Source organism: Nocardia camponoti, from assembly GCF_014646135.1.
Classification (GTDB): domain Bacteria; phylum Actinomycetota; class Actinomycetes; order Mycobacteriales; family Mycobacteriaceae; genus Nocardia; species Nocardia camponoti.
This window is the reverse complement of record NZ_BMMW01000003.1, coordinates 195,995-211,562: the sequence shown is the minus strand read 5'-3', so window position 1 is coordinate 211,562 and position 15,568 is coordinate 195,995. Positions and strand designations below refer to the sequence as shown.

Annotated in this window: 12 protein-coding genes; 5 read left to right on the top strand and 7 right to left on the bottom strand. The window is 61.2% G+C overall.

Annotated features, from left to right (window positions below; genetic code table 11):
• The first annotated feature begins 150 nt into the window (after positions 1 to 150).
• The 5 genes from eccCa to IEX78_RS15840 all read left to right on the top strand — a co-directional run bounded on the left by eccCa (position 151) and on the right by IEX78_RS15840 (position 6,500).
• Entirely contained in the window at positions 151 to 4,191 is a 4,041-nt protein-coding gene (gene eccCa, locus IEX78_RS15860) for a type VII secretion protein EccCa (RefSeq protein WP_188829785.1), read from the top strand.
• 80 nt (positions 4,192 to 4,271) lie between these two features.
• A complete protein-coding gene (locus IEX78_RS15855) occupies positions 4,272 to 5,624 on the top strand; it encodes a type VII secretion-associated protein (protein ID WP_188829784.1) in 1,353 nt (450 codons plus the stop codon).
• A complete protein-coding gene (locus tag IEX78_RS15850; RefSeq protein ID WP_188829783.1) occupies positions 5,621 to 5,788 on the top strand; it encodes a hypothetical protein in 168 nt (55 codons plus the stop codon). The genes IEX78_RS15855 and IEX78_RS15850 overlap by 4 nt, the downstream gene beginning before the upstream one ends.
• 86 nt (positions 5,789 to 5,874) lie before the next feature.
• Complete coding sequence (locus tag IEX78_RS15845; protein WP_188829782.1) at positions 5,875 to 6,186, top strand: WXG100 family type VII secretion target; 312 nt, start codon at positions 5,875 to 5,877, stop codon at positions 6,184 to 6,186.
• A gap of 32 nt (positions 6,187 to 6,218) precedes the next feature.
• Positions 6,219 to 6,500, top strand: a complete 282-nt coding sequence (locus tag IEX78_RS15840) for a WXG100 family type VII secretion target (RefSeq protein ID WP_188829781.1) — start codon at positions 6,219 to 6,221, stop codon at positions 6,498 to 6,500.
• A gap of 101 nt (positions 6,501 to 6,601) precedes the next feature.
• On the opposite strand, the gene IEX78_RS15835 is transcribed toward IEX78_RS15840, so the two are convergent.
• The 7 genes from IEX78_RS15835 to IEX78_RS15805 form a co-directional block, all read right to left on the bottom strand.
• On the bottom strand, positions 6,602 to 7,777 hold the full coding sequence (locus IEX78_RS15835) for a DUF7373 family lipoprotein (RefSeq protein WP_188829780.1): 1,176 nt from the start codon (positions 7,775 to 7,777) through the stop codon (positions 6,602 to 6,604).
• A gap of 8 nt (positions 7,778 to 7,785) precedes the next feature.
• Positions 7,786 to 8,982 (bottom strand): DUF7373 family lipoprotein, encoded by a 1,197-nt coding sequence (locus IEX78_RS15830; protein WP_188829779.1) that lies wholly within the window; start codon positions 8,980 to 8,982, stop codon positions 7,786 to 7,788.
• A gap of 42 nt (positions 8,983 to 9,024) precedes the next feature.
• Positions 9,025 to 10,614: a serine/threonine-protein kinase gene (locus tag IEX78_RS15825; RefSeq protein ID WP_188829778.1), complete on the bottom strand. Its 1,590-nt coding sequence runs from the start codon at positions 10,612 to 10,614 to the stop codon at positions 9,025 to 9,027.
• Between the two features lie 92 nt (positions 10,615 to 10,706).
• A complete protein-coding gene (locus IEX78_RS15820; RefSeq protein ID WP_188829777.1) occupies positions 10,707 to 11,876 on the bottom strand; it encodes a DUF7373 family lipoprotein in 1,170 nt (389 codons plus the stop codon).
• 2 nt (positions 11,877 to 11,878) lie between these two features.
• Positions 11,879 to 13,111, bottom strand: coding sequence for a DUF7373 family lipoprotein (locus IEX78_RS15815; RefSeq protein ID WP_188829776.1), 1,233 nt, complete (start codon positions 13,109 to 13,111; stop codon positions 11,879 to 11,881).
• A gap of 5 nt (positions 13,112 to 13,116) precedes the next feature.
• Positions 13,117 to 14,325: a DUF7373 family lipoprotein gene (locus IEX78_RS15810; RefSeq protein ID WP_188829775.1), complete on the bottom strand. Its 1,209-nt coding sequence runs from the start codon at positions 14,323 to 14,325 to the stop codon at positions 13,117 to 13,119.
• Positions 14,326 to 14,328: 3 nt separating this feature from the next.
• A complete protein-coding gene (locus tag IEX78_RS15805) occupies positions 14,329 to 15,567 on the bottom strand; it encodes a DUF7373 family lipoprotein (RefSeq protein ID WP_188829774.1) in 1,239 nt (412 codons plus the stop codon).
• Position 15,568: the final 1 nt, after the last annotated feature.

Below are 15,568 nucleotides of genomic sequence, written 5' to 3'. Positions count from 1 at the left end.
CACGATCGCACCACGATCGCTGAGTTTGCGGAACCCACTGTTCGGACAGCAGAATGCCTGACGAACCATACGACATGTCAGCCACGACCTCTACACTGCGTCGTGAACTGACAGACTTGCCGCAGTGACACCAGGGGGGTTTCTTCGACCATGAGCACAGTCCGGTTCCAACGCCGTGCCCGCCGCGAGCTGCCGCGTACGCCGGGTGGCGAGGTCACCTTGCAGCCGCCACCAGAGATCCCGCGCATCACGCCGGGCAACCTGTTGATGAAGCTCATGCCTGTCGTGATGGTCGTCGGCATGGTCGGCATGATGGCGCTGATGTTCACCCAGGGCAGCGGCATGCTGTCCAACCCAATGTCGATGATGTTCCCGCTGATGATGATCATGTCGATGGTCACGATGTTCGGTCAGGGCGGCGGCAAAGGGGCCAAGGCCGCCGAGGCGAATGAGGACCGCAAGGACTACCTGCGCTACCTCGACCAGGTGCGTCGCGATGTCGATGAGACCGCCAAGCAGCAGCGCGCCGCTGTCGAGTGGAGTCACCCAGAGCCAGGGCTCATCTGGATGCTCGCTGGCACGAGTCGCATGTGGGAACGTCGATCGGGCGACAAGGATTTCTGCCACGCGCGCATCGGCCTAGGTGGCCAGCGGTTGGCAACCCGGCTTGTCGCGCCGGAGACCGGTCCGGTTGAAGAACTCGAACCCATCGCCGCGGTGTCGCTGCGCAGGTTCGTTCGCACCCATTCCACCGTGCCCGATCTGCCTACCGCGATCGCGGTCAAGGGCTTCGGCACCATCGCGCTCGACGGCGACCGCGTCCAAGCCCGCGACATGACGCGCGCAATGTTGTTGCAGCTGTGCATGTTTCAGGCTCCCGATCAGGTGCTCGTCGCCGTAGTTTGTGGTCCCGACACCGCGCGCGAGTGGGAGTGGACCAAGTGGCTCCCGCACACCCAGCACCCCGAATCGCAAGACGGCATCGGGTCGCAGCGCATGTTCTACGGCTCGATTCGCGAAGCTCTCGCGAGCCTGCACCCGCTGCTTGCCAACCGTGTTCGCTACTCGCGCAACCAGCCGAACAATCCCAACCTCGTGCACATCGTGCTACTTGTCGACGGCGGTCTGCTCGAAGCCGAAGACGAGCAGTTGCGCGAGTCGGGCTACGAGGGCGTCACCATCCTTGACCTGTGCAATTACGCACCGCGCCTCGCCGCTTCGCGTGGCATCAAGCTCGTTGTCGACAACGGCGAATGCTTCGGTCGAGGCGCGTCGGGCAACCAGGAACGCTTCGCTGGCATCGACCGGATTAGCGCTGAGCAGGCGCAGCAGGCCGCGCGTCGACTGGCCCCGTTCCGTGCGGCGGTGCAGCGCATCGGTGCCGATACCGACACCGACGACGCCGAAGCCATCAACACCTGGACCCAACTGATGAGCCTGGGCGACATTGGCAACTTCAATCCGCAGCAGGCGTGGCGTCCGCGCTACGGCCGCGAGCGGTTGCGTGTGCCGTTCGGCGTTGGCGCCGACGGCCTGCCAGTCGAACTCGACATCAAGGAAGCCGCCGAAAACGGCATGGGCCCGCACGGCCTGTGCATCGGCGCGACCGGTTCGGGCAAGTCGGAATTCCTGCGCACGCTGGTACTGAGCATGCTGGCGACGCACTCGCCCGACCAACTGAACTTGGTCCTCGTCGACTTCAAGGGCGGCGCGACCTTCCTCGGCCTTGAGGGTGTCCCGCACGTCGCGGCGATCATCACCAACTTGGAAGAGGAAGCCGACCTCGTCGACCGCATGAAAGACGCCCTGGCAGGCGAAATGAACCGCCGCCAGGAAGTGCTGCGCCAGGCAGGCAACTTCGCGAACGTGCTCGAATACGAGAAGGCACGCGCGGCAGGCGCTGACCTCGACCCACTCCCCGCACTGTTCGTGGTCCTCGACGAGTTCTCCGAACTGTTGACCCAGCACCCGGATTTCGCGGAACTTTTCGTGATGATCGGCCGCCTTGGCCGCTCGCTGCACGTACACCTTTTGCTCGCGTCACAGCGTTTGGAAGAGGGCAAACTCAAGGGCCTTGAGTCGCACTTGTCGTACCGAATCGGCCTAAAGACGTTCTCGGCGAACGAATCTCGCCAGGTTTTGGGCGTGCCGGACGCGTACAACTTGCCGAACTCGCCGGGTGGGGGATACCTCAAGGGTGGGTCGGGGGAGATTCAGCGCTTCCAGGCGTCCTACGTCTCGGGCACTTACGTTGGTGCGGGCCCGCAGCGCGAGGTCACCGTCGCCGGCACCGTCGCTGGTGAAATCGACGTCGCCGCACGCCCGTTCGACGCGCACCAGGTAAGCTTCCGTGCCTCGGATCGCCTACCGCTGCCTGTCGAAACTAGCTTCGTTGCTGAAGCCGACGACGAGGGCGAAGGCATTTCGAACCTCGACATGCTGGTGTCGCGGATCGCAGGCCACGGTCGGCCAGCGCACGAGATCTGGTTGCCGCCGCTCGGCGACGCACCAACTCTCGATCAACTCGTTCCGCGCTCACTGCTCACCGGCGAATGGTCGCCCATCGCCACGTTGCGTGCGCCTATCGGCATTGTGGACCGGCCATACGACCAGCGTCGCGACCCGTACGTCATCGACCTGTCCGGTTCTCGCGGCAACGTCGCCATCGTCGGCGGTCCCCAGTCGGGCAAGTCGAACGCGCTGCGCGCGCTGATCATGGCCATGTCGCTGACCCACACCGCCGAGCAGGTCCAGTTCTACTGCCTCGATTTCGGTGGCGGCACGTTGTCGTCGCTGCTTGGGCTGCCGCACGTCGGCTCAGTCGCAAGCCGTCTTGACGAGGATCAGGTGCGCCGCACTATCGCCGAGATGACGACCATCGTCCGCATGCGCGAGGCGAAGTTCCGGCAGCTCGGCATCGAATCGATGGCGGAATTCCGTCGCCTGCGCTCGATGCCGCCCTCGTCGAGCCCAGCGGCCGCCGGTGCGCACGAAGATCCGTTCGGCGACGTGTTCATGGTCATTGACGGCTTCGGCTCGATCCGGCAAGACTTCGACGCGCTTGAGCAGTCGATCAATAACCTTGCGGTACAGGGTCTTTCGTACGGCGTCCACGTCGTTATCGCGCTCAACCGGTGGGCGGAAGCGCGCCCTGCGCTCAAGGATCAGATCGGTACTCGCATCGAGCTTCGCCTCGGCGACCCGATGGACTCCGACCTGGGCCGCAAGCATGCCGCGTTGGTTCCGCAGGGGCGGCCTGGTCGCGGTATGACACCAGACGCGCTGCACATGCTCACGGCGTTGCCGCGAATCGATGGCTCTGTCGACCCAGCCGCACTCGGCCAAGCGGTCGCTGCCGCGGTCGAACAGATCCGCGCGGCAACCCCGGGTCGATTCGCACAGGAGGTCCGGATGCTGCCGGACCGACTGCCGCGCGAACAGTTGCTGCACCTTGCTGGCAATTGGGCGAGCAACGTCGACCGTTCGGGCAAGTGCCTCCGCATCCCGATCGGTATCAACGAGGCCGAACTCGCGCCCGTCTACCTCGACTTCAACGAGAGTCCCCACCTCATCGTCATCGGCGACTCGGAGTCCGGTAAGACCACGCTGCTGCGGTCGATCATGGAAAGTATCGCGGCGTCGAACTCGCCCAACGAGGCGCGCTTTATCGTCGGTGACTACCGCCGAACGTTGCTGGGATCCGTGCCCGCTGAATACGAGGCTGGCTACGGCTCGACAGCACCAAAGTTCAATGACCAGATGCGCGAACTGGCCAGGTACGTAGCCAACCGCGCTCCCGGTCAAGATGTCACCCCGCAGCAGTTGCGTGAGCGCGCGTGGCTCAACGGGCTTCCTGAGTTGTATGTCATCGTTGACGACTACGACCTGGTCGCGTCGCCGAGTGGCAATCCCGTTGCCGCGCTTGTTGATGCGCTTCCGCACGCGCGCGACATGGGCTTCCACCTGATCATCGCTCGACGTTCTGGTGGTGCTGGACGAGCGATGTACGAAGCCACCGTCGCGCGCATGAAAGACGTTGGTGCCGCGGGACTTATCTTGAGCGCCAGTCGCGATGAAGGTGTGCTGATGGGGGCAACGCGCCCTGGGCCCAAGCCCGCAGGCCGTGGCATGTACGTCACCCGAGGTGGCGAAGGCCTTATCCAAACCGCATGGATGCCGCAGGCAGAATGAACGTCGTCGAGCTGATTGTTTCCGAAGGAAGGATCTGGGCTCGCGCGACCGAAACACACTGGGACATAGTCCCGTCGGTCATGTTGAACAGCGATCACAACGGACTGATCGCTGGGCAACCGCTTAACCTGGATGGTCGGACGGCATCAGCCGTCCGGCACGTGGTTGACGAGTGGCTTGCGTTCGACGGATTGTCCTTTAGCACGGCCGCGGCGATGCGGGTGGTGCTAACTGAGCTGCTCGGCGGACTTCGCATTGAATTGCCGTGTGATCGACTAGTTGTCGTTCATCCGACGAGTTGGAGCCGTCGTACGCGCGAGCGGTTTGACGATGCCGCACGGTCTCTCACGAACGACGTTGAGTTCGTGCCCATCGCCGAGCGCGTATCGAATACCGACGAGGCGACGCGTCGGCTGACTCGGTCTGTTTGCTTTGAGTTCGACTCGCTATCGACAACCGCTACGCTCGTCGAGTACGACGGTCGTGGGGCCCACGTAGGCATCTGCGAGTACGACCCGGTGCTTGCACCCGTCGAGTTGGCGAGTCCTGCTGGCCGTCGCGCACTTGAGACGATGCTGACCGAGCACGGTGAACTCCACCGCGTACGACTGCTGCACGTGTTCGGCCGCGTCCCACCCGAAATCCTCACTGTTGTGAGGGAAGTCGCCGAGTCGGTCTACGAGCACCCGGTCGAAATACGTCAACGTCTCGCGCTGGAAATTTCCTGCCCGGTCGTCCCGGTCCCGGTGTACACGCCCACGATCGCGCCGTCACAAGCTGAGTGGGTTGGTGGACTTCGTGCCCGTGCCGCACAGGACCGGCCATCACGGACCCGTGCTTTTGCCGTCGTCGCGGCAGTTGCGACTGTCGCCATCGCGGCTGCAGCGGGTCTCTTTCTGCATATTCGTGGTCCGGAACCTTCAGACTCTGCCGCTTTAGACACGTCGGCGCGAACGCCCGTCCCAGCGACTTTCGGGCATCAGCCGCTCACCGTGACGCCGCCAAGTTCAGCGCCGACAACCACCGTCGAATCCGTTGGCAGGATCACGTTCGACATCCCTGCTGGGTGGCACCGAGACGTCACGTCGACGCGCATTGAGCTGCGCCCGGACAGTGCCACTCCTCAGCGAATTACCCTCACGCAGAAAGCGATTGGCGCAGACGTCACCATCGACGCGGTGCGTGCCGATTTAGAGAATCAAGCACGCGGTCGACCGGCGGGGTCACTGTCGCCGATCCGGCGCGGCACCGTGCTGTCCGGCCAGCCGGGTTTGTCGTACGACGAACACCCAGCCGATGGCTCGACAGTTCGCTGGTCTGTTGTCCTGGAGAAGGGGCTGCAAGTCAGCACCGGCTGCCAGTATCGCGGCGACTGGGAGGCGATTAGGTCCGCATGCGAGACCGTAATCGGTCGACTTCATGTCGACTCATGATCGCCGAAGACCGCATCTGGCGCCGCCGCGAGGTGGTCGGTAAGCTGCACCTGCAGCTCATCAGTCCGATGTGCAGAGCTCAGGGGGAAGGGGGATGGGGTGGGCGCGCCACGTTCGCACCGCGGCGCGACAAGAAGATCTTCAGTCGCCTGAAATTTGTGTGAGGTTCCATGGAACCGATCCGCTTCGGGCGGCGTCCAATTAAGTAGGGAGCAAGAGTCTCCCCAAACCGACCGTAAGGAGACAAACGGTGACCGATTTCAACCTTGATGCGGTAGGCATCGACAAACAGTCGCAGAGCTTCGAGCAGATGCACGGCACGTTGCAGGCTGCGATCTCCTTCATCGATGATGAGACCAACAGTCTTGTGCCAGGCCTGTGGGAGGGCGACGCCGCGCGCGCCTTCCAGAAAGTCATGCTTGACTTTCAGGAACGTGCGCAGAAGCAACAGAACCTGCTCATGGAGGCGTCTGGTCTTCTCGGCCAGACCTCGCAGCAGATCCGGGGGCAAGATGAGGCGAGTTCATCGGCGCTTGGCGGTCTCAACCTTCCCCCCCTCTGAACAACTAACCCCACCTACGAGGAGATAACGCAGTGGACGTAAAAAAGGTTAGCGCTGCGGCGCCCGCCTCCGCCCAGCTGATCGCTGATAAGGCTAAGGCTATCAAAGCGGACCTGGAAGACTTCAAGCAAGACTTCGACTCCTTCTTCAATTCTCAAGACGGTAATACGAAGGAAGCCGCAGCCGCCCGCCAGGCACAATGGCAGACTACGCAGAACGAACTGACTATGCTCGCCGAGCGGGCGGGCGTACTGGCAAAGCAATGCCACGAAGACTTCCAGGCTACAGACCGTAGCCTGTCGGCACAGTTCTAAAGCGTCGCTCATATCTTTCCAACGGCAGCCTCCGCAAATTGCTGAGGCTGCCGTTTTTTGGCGGTATCGTGCCGAAGGCCGATCATAGTCCGAAGTGCAAATTATCTTCCAGAGCTCAGCAGGATATATTGCGCAGCCGTCCGCTGCATGAGCTCCGCAGTCGAATAACTCATTACGCGCGCCACGTATCGGTCGAACGCGACATAGCAAACCGGCCGTTCCGCCCAGCTCGGTACGCCATCGTCTTTGCCCTGAAAACAACGGGCGTTGGGGAGATTCCGAGGGGAATCGATCGGCTTCCGATAATCCGTGGCAGGTTCCAGCAGATCATCAATTAGTTTGCTCGTGACGGTCGCGTTCGCCGCACGGTACACCCGTGTCTTGCCGTCATTCGCGACAATATCTACACCCGCATCGGACAGTGCTTTAGCTGTCGCCCTCGGCCGGTAATCGTGTCCCAACGAGGCGTGAGCCGACTCGACGGCCGCATCCGGGATATTCAGCCGGAACTCTTCGCGAGGACTCGGAAGTACCCTGCTCAGCATCTCGTCGGTGTCAATCGGAAGCTTGCTAATTTTGTCCGGGGGCGTCGGCACGTAGGCGGCAAGCATTTCGCTGGTCTTCTTATAGGCGCTCGCCGTGAACGCCAGTGCTCCGTCGGGACCGTCGCTCAAGTAGTCGACGACCCGGACTCCGATGAGGAAATTCTTGCTCGTCTGCCATGCGTCAAGGTCCACACCGTTCCATTTGCTCGACACCCCAACGACTCCCGGGACAGTCACGTCCTGATCGTTTGGTCGCCGCTGCTTCTCAAGCACTCGTAGCTTCGCGGCATTAGCGTCAGATTCGGACTCGAAACGGAAAACGTAGATAAAGCCTTGGCGACCAGCAGTGCTAGAAATTCTTCGGTGGCCGCTGGTCATCCAACCAACCGTCATTCCATTGAGCGTTTCGGCAAACTCTTCCTCTTTGACGAACGAGAGCGATCCGGGAATACCCTTAGTGACTCGTGTTCGTGGGGTTGTCTGTTCTTGAAATTCGTAACTCGGATCGACATCCATTGGCAGCGGGACGAATTCGCCAAGGCGTACCGCCTCGATGGCGAGTCCAGTGTCGTCGACCTTGGCTTCGTTGGGGTCCCTCGGGGATGTAATGAAGTTCCCTGGCTCAAGATCAGAGAACTTCACCGTTTCAGTCGTGGCGCTGTGTTGGGTCGAGCAAGCGGCGAGAGTTGCGAGCGCTAACACTGCTGGCACTAACTTGGCAATAGTCTTCATGTCTCCCCCTACTCGGATTTCGCCAATAAGGCGTACTGAGCGGCTGCACGCTCATACAGCGAACGATCAATCGTCCCTGAAGGACCTGCTGGCGCTCCTACCACAGCAACGTATCGTCCCTTGACGATGGCGCAGATCAGGCCATAACTACGAATCGCCTCTGGTTCGTACAGTCGGATGCAACGAGTATCAGGCAGTTGGGGCGGTCCCGGTATCGTCTCGTCCCGTCGGCCGAGTGAAGTCAACGCCAGCTGAAGCTGAAATGCGCCGTTCAAATCCCGTGTGCGGTAGACGATGCCGCCACGTCGCCCGACAAGGTCAGTGCCGCTTTCCGCGAGTGCTTTCTTTACGAGATCTGGGTTTCTTTCGTAGTGGATCGCGCCATCTGGCGTGTGCGCGCCATAGTCGGGATCCACGACGAACTGTCGAGTTATTCCAGCTGGCTGCGGAAATGCCCGCCGCATTATGCCGTCGGGGTCCAGTGGCTTATCCAGGACATCTTCCCACTCAGGTGTGCTGAGTCCCTTCAGCTTTGTCAGTTGGAGGTCGACCGCCTTAGCAAGGTTCGTCATTACGACGGACTGATCAGGCTGCGCTCTGCCGTAGCTGATCAGCACCGCGTAGTTACCCTGGCTGGTGGTTGCGGTAGCCGTACTCCAGTCCTTGGTGAAGGCGTGAACCTCTGGATGATTCGTTAACGCGATGTCTTGAGATTCCGGGCTCCGGAGGCCAGTCGCGATTGCCTCCGATGCGGTTTGTGCAGCTGCATCAGAAGGGAATCGCAGAACTGAAAGAATTAGGCGGCGTGGGCTTCGGCTACTTCCGTCGGTGCGGGCAACATAGGCGCCAGCCATAAGCTTGTTGTCAGCCATAGGACCACGAAGTTGGTCAGGGAAGACGGGAGTGCTGAACGGTCCGTCGGCATTGAAGTATGTCTCGACTTTGATCGGGGTGTTCACGATCGGATCCACATCCGTGGAATTAATCATATAGTCGAGATAGCGCTTCGCCTCAATCGTGCGCACATCTGCTGGCTTAGCGACCGTATCCAATTCGTACCGCAGCGGCTCCGAAGAATAAGTGCCCATATTGAGCTTCGTGATGTCGACCGGAAACTCTGTGGGATTCGGTGTCCCTGCGATGCTTGTGCCGCAGCTTGCAGTCAATACCAGACCCGAAAGTAAAGCCATTCGAAGCTTCGTCATTTTCCCTCCCCAAATTCCATAGGTTTCGCTAGCTTCTGCCTGCTACTGCAAATTCTTCGCAATGAGAGGAACGAGCTTGTCGACAAGAATGCCCGGAGACTGATCGCTCCACACTTGGAACGCTTGCACAGTGGATGGGTCGTCGACCACGACTACTTTGGCGCCGCCGCTCGTGAGCGAATACGGAAGTCCGCGAAATCCGCCGTTACCTGCCTGACTGTCCGTGCGGAATACGATGACAAGGTCGGAATCCTTATTGAGGTTGTATTCGCTGGTCGAGAGTGATCGCGGTGACTTTTCGTCGCCAACTGCCTTGTACTTGGGATCGTAGGTGAAGTCTAAGTCACGGAGAAACTTGGCCTGTTGGCTCGGATTAATCACCACTGAAAGCGTGGAATTTCCAAAGTTGAAGGCGGTGACAGTTTTTCCGCCGAATTCCGGGTGCACACTTCGCGCCTGTGCCACCGGATCAGGTGAGGTGGGGGCTGCTCCACCCGAGCTGGTGAAGAAGAAGACTCCGGTGCCTGCCACCAAAGCCACGACCACCGCGAGCAAAGCCGGGATCAAAAACTTTCGGCGCGAGGTGCGGGTGGGGGTGGGGTTTCGGGCCGTCAAGATGTCGTCTTCAGGGACTCCGCCGACCGGGGGCTGCGCGTAGCCAACTACCTGACGCGACGGGTCCGTTGACCACGAAGGTGCCACCGGCATTGTCGCTGCGGTCACTGGGCTCGCCAAGGGGATACCGGGGGCCGTGCTGTAACCCGCCGACATCGGCGCCTGCATTGGGGTGCCGTACAAAGCCGCGTATGCGTCGGCCAAGAATTCTCGGCACGTGTTGTAGCGGTGAGCTGGGTCTTTTGCCATGACCTTCGCGATTACCCGGTCGATCGCGGGCGGGAGGTCGGGGCGGATCGCGGTGACGCTCGGTGGGGGCTCGTGTAGGTGGCCCATCATGACCATCGCGGGCATCGTTGCGGGATAAGGGTTTTGGCCCGTCAGCAACTTGAAGAGTGAGCAGCCGAGGCTGTAAATGTCGGCGCGGTGGTCAAGCGACGTACCCATCAACTGTTCCGGCGGGGCGTAGGCAACGGTCGCCATAAAATTGCCGGTGGCAGTGAGGTCTTGCCCATCGTCCGACGACTTCGCGACGCCGAAGTCGGTGAGGAGGACGCGCTCCTCATCGTCGTCTTCGGCCGCCGACAACAGGAAGTTCGCGGGCTTGATGTCGCGGTGCAAAAGTCCGCGCCGATGCGCGTAGTCCAGGCCCTTGCCGACCTCGGCGATGATGCGCAACGCACGCTGCGGCGGCATCACCTTCGGGCCCTTTGCCGCTTCAGCGGAAGCGTCGGTGCCCTGGATGTACTGCATCGCGATCCAGAGTTGACCCTCTTCCTCACCGCGGTTGTACACGGCGACGATATTGGGATGGTCGAGACCAGCCGCGAGGTTGGCTTCACGCTCGAAGCGTGCGCGGAACTCGGCGTCGGTCGATAAATCGGCGCTGAGCACCTTCAACGCGTCGCGACGCGGCAGGATCGGGTTCTGGGCGAGGTAGACGGTGCCCATGCCGCCAGCACCCAGTACGTTCAGTACTCGGTAACCACCAACAATTGCGCCGGGCCGCAAGGCCATTCGCGTCTCCTCATTCTCTGCGCGCCCCGGAGTGCACGAACCATCCAAGGCAATCTAGCAGGCACTGTTGGTCGGGACAGTCCCTGCTGGAGTCACTTCAATCCCGCAAGCAGTTTGTACTGGGCGGCCGTTCGCTGATGAGTGGCCTGGATATTCGGTCCACTGACGTTGGTCACGTAGCGGCCGACGGCCACGTAGCACTGTGAAATGGACGCGGTTGATGGCGCTGTGTAACACCGCGAGGTAGGTATCCCACGAACCGGGTCAGCTGGCCGATATGTCGGGTCCGATGCGGCCCCGCTGTACAGCGACATCACGAACCGCTCAGCAGCGGCTTCGTCTTTGGTGCGGAAGACCATCGTGGACCGTACGGCCATGTAGTCAACGCCGGCATCGGTATAGGTGCGTTGTGCTGCCGAAGGTTGGCGTCGGAAATGGAGCGCGGCCGTCATAGGGTAAAGCCCCCTGGTTGCGTCGGGCTTCTCCCCCTGCACAGAAAGAGTGTGCTTGAGTAAGTCATCCACGTCCGCTGGCAGTTTGTCTAACTCATTGAGCGGCGTCGGAGTGTAGTCGCGCAGTGCCGCACCCTGTTTGTCAAAGAATCTCGCTACGATGCCCGCGCTGTCGGCGGTCTCGTAAGGCACGTTCACCCAGTCGGTGACCTCGATGTACAGCAGCATCGACTCGCGAACCAACCAACCAGAGACGTTTTGGTTCGGCGTGTACGCGGTGTTGTCGACCTTCTTACTAATGGCGTCGGGATAACCCGGGATCGGGTACCCGTCGCCGGGCCGTCGGGCTGACAGCGCGGCCGCCGCCGACCGGGCATCGTCGGGGCTGCGGAAGCGCATCGTCTGGGTGACGAACTCGCGTCCAGATTCGATGTCAGTGCGCCGAGTACTTTTCGACTCCCACCCGGCAACCAATCCGGGTGCGACAAAGTCGAATTCGTCTGCCTTCAGCCAGCTGTACTCCGGTGGTTGCGCCGGGGTGATCTGATGGGACCGGTAGGTGGTCAACGTGTTCGGGAACCGCGGGTCGATATCGGAGCCGAGTGGGGTGATGGCACCAATTCGAATCGCCTCCCGATTTGCAGCGCGACCTGTTCCATCTACCTCGGTGGGCGAGAAGGAGTAGTTCCCGGCGTCGAGGGCGGCGACATCAACGGCGACCGCACTAGATGCGGCAGGTTCACCGCAGCCGGTCAAGGGGACGACGCCCGCAATGACAATGAGGAGGGCACCGATTCGGTTAATACGCATAGTCACTCGCTCTTCGCCAAGATCGCGTACTGGGCGGCCGTTCGTTCTTGCAGTTGCTTATTCACGCCGGTGCTCACCACAGCGGAGTCGTAATTCTCAGAAAAGACGACAGCCACGTATCGCTGGTAGACAAGGACGCACTTGGCGATGCCTTTAGTTTTCTCGCCCAAGATGTGCTCGAAGCGGGTGCACACCGCGTCGGCGATGCCGGGAGGCGCCGCGAGTGGCTGGTCATCGGCCCCGCGTTTGGCGAGTACCGCCTGAAGTTCAAAGGCACCCTGGGGATCCCGAGTGCGGTAGATCGTGCTGAATCGACGCGCGATCAGGTCAACGCCTGCCCTCTCGTAGGCTGCCCGGGTCGCGACAGGATCGCGCTCGAAATGCAGCATGCCGGACGTATGGAAGAGTCCGATGTCGAGGTCGTTCGCGTTTCTCCCAAGCGGCTCGTCTTCGCCGTAGGCGGCCGCCCGTCGCATCATGCCGTCCTGATCCAACGGTAGGTCAAGCAAATCGTCGATCGCGATAGGTTTGTAGTCGCTAAGCGCGCGTATTTGCAGGTCTAGCGCAGCTTTGGCTCTGCTTGTGACCGTCGCCAGGTCGGGGTTTGGATATTGGAGGCCGATCCTGATGACGAGGTTTCCATATGCCTGGAACATGCTGAGATCGGCGTCGGTGATCGTCGCGGCATTCGCGTCGGGGTAGTCAGGAATCGCAACAGGAAGCGCTGGGGCCAGCACGGCGTTACGTTCGAGTCTAATCTGATTCATTTGAGCGGCTGCCGCACGACTTGCCTCTGCGTCCGGAAAACGGAGCAAAGCGAGATACGCCGTTTTGGGGTCGCGTGAGCTGCCGTTAATCCGAGTTGTCCGAGCGCCCGCGATCAATCGGTGCTGTTCGAGCACCGGTTTGTACATGCGCAACGATCCAGCTCTGTCCACATCGGATTCGACGTCGCTCGCACCGACAATCAGTGAAGTAGCGAAACTCTCGCGGATTTCGGGATCGATATCGATCGGATGCACAAGGCGCTCAAGCAACCTGCGTGCCTCGATACTGCGGATGCCACGCTGGCCGTCTGGCTTCAAGATGAAGCCTTCGGGTGCAGTCTTTCGGGCCCCCGTGACCAACTTCGAAACGTCGACCGGCGTCGTACCCGGAACACCTTTCCCCTCAACCGAATTCGCACATCCAACACACGCGACCAAAACCGCGACCAGCACTATTAACCGCTTCACAACCCCTACCCCTTCCCAGCTAACAACTTGTATTGCGCCGCCAACTGCTGGCGCGCATCACCGATGTTGGCCGTGTTCGTGATGAACGTGTAGCGCCCAACGGAGCCGTAGCAGGTCGGCCGGGTGCTGTAGCTTGGTGACTTCACTTCCGGCTTCACGATGTAGCAGTGTGCCCCTTCGAAATTCGGCGGCCCGTCGGTGCGCATGACCTCGGTCGTATCGGGAATCGACGATTCAAGGGCCGCCTGGAGGCGAATCGCAGCCGCGTTGTCGCGGGCGCGATACACCTCGGACTGGAAAACCGAAACGTAGTCGACGCCCGAATCGGCGAACGCCGCCTTCAACTTGCCGCGCTTCGAGATCGTATGCAAAGCCGCCTGAGCAGGGTAAACGCCTTCGCCATGTGCCGTTTTGAGCTTGTATTCGGCCTGGTCGGCGTAGGGGAGGGTGTGGCTGAGCAGGTCTTCGGTGTCGAGCGGGAGCTTGCTCAGTTCCGCGACCGGTGTCGGGGTGTATTTCTGTAAGCCCGCTAATTGCGCGTCGAAATGCGCCTTCGCGATCGAACCGTTCGCGGCCAGGTCAAAGGGCATGCTGATGGGGTCGAACACCTCGGCGAAAACAATCATGTCGTCTTTGACCAGCCAGGTGCGCAGCGCTTGATAGCGGTAGGGCTGGGACTTGAGGTATTGCCGCGCGACCGCGTCAGGGTATCCGGCGATCTGCACCGGATCACCCTGCGAGCGTTTGGTGAGTTCGTCGGAGGTGGCGCGAGCGCGCTCAGGCGAATCGAAACGCATGGTCAGCGCGTTGAATTGGCGACCGGCGTTAAGTTCTTCGCGCCGACTTGAATAACTGGCCCAGCCTGCGATCAAACCAGGAAAGACGGTGTTGAAATCGCGACCGTTGACGTCGGTGCCCGGAATCGCGACGGCATGGTCAGCGCTAAACCCGCCGCCCGCTTGCCCTTTCGCATGTGCGAAGCGCGGGTCGTAATCGATGGTCAGCGGGCTCACCGCGCCAATGCGAATGGCTTCAAGGAGATTCGCGGCATCGGGTACCCGAAGCAACGACAGATCATTCGGCGTTGTCGGGTAATTGCCCGAGTCCAGCTTCGCGACATCAATGACCGGTGTGGAAGTCGTTGTGGCAGGCGATGTTCCACATGCGCTAACCAGCGAAACGGCTACGACCGCGAGAAGAGTTCTACGAACCATCGGTCACTCGCTCTTTTTCAGAATCGCGTACTGGGCAGCAGTGCGCTCTTGCAAAACCTGATCGACGGCGACAGTGCGCTTTGATATCGACGACTGCGAAATCACCTCAGCGACGTATCGGCCATAAACAACGACACACACGCTGTCATAGCCGCGGTTGGGATCGCTCGCGTCAAAGCGCAGGCATTGTGCGTCGGAAATGCCCGGCGGCGGCGTCAGTTCAAGGTCGTCCTTCCCGCGTTTCGCAAGGGCGGTTTGCAAGGCGAACGCCGAGGCGGAGTCGCGCGTGCGGTATACCGTGCTGTATCGGCGGCCGATGAGGTCGACGCCAGCATCGGCCATCGCCTTGCGAATCGCGACCGCGTCACGCGTGAAGTGCAGGATGCCCGACGGGGTGAAGGTGCCGAAGTCCTCTTCCGAGTACGAAATGCCGAGTGGGTCGCCAGGCGACTTGCCGGTAGCGCGTCGCATGATGCCGTCTGGGTCGACCGGGGTGTCGAGGATGTCGTCAAGCGGTACGCGTTTGTGCTGGTCAAGTGCGGGAATCTGGCGGTCGATCACCTTCTTGATGAAGGCGCCAAGATCATCGGCACCCGGTTTGTCATTCATGAAGCTGGTGACGATCACGTACGGGCCGTGTGCTTGGAAGGAATTCGCGGTGACGTCGTCGGCGCTCGACGCGTGTGCGTCGGGATGGTCGGCGATGACGATGGGGTGACGCGGCGGGCTGCCTTCCTGCACCTCCATCGTCACGCGAAACAGTTCTTCGGCTGCCTTCGTAGCATCGGCGTCGGTGGCGAATTCGATGACGCCAAGCATGGTTTTCTTCGTGTTGCGCGCGCTGCCGTTGGTGCGAGCGGTGGTGACGCCCGCGACCATGTTGTTGCTTTCTAGCGCGGGCGAATATTTCGCGGGCAGGCTCGTGCTGTTGTCATTCGTCCCAGTCATCGACAGCACCGTCGCGAAGGCGCGAGTGCGCGCGAGCGAGGTGAGGTCGGCGTCGATGTCGGTGGGCTGGACCAGCAGGTTGAGGAGCTCCCTTGCCTCGACAAGCCGGATGGTCTCGTCCGCACTGCCTCGGTTGAAGTTCAGCGTGAACGCTGACGGTTCGGTCGGCACTGACCCGGTTTGCAGTGTCGCGAGGTCGACGGGCGATGACCCCGGCCCCGCCACGCCGGAAACCGTTGACGCGCAACCGGATACGGCGCACATCGCAATGGCGACGAAAAGAGTTTTCTTCATG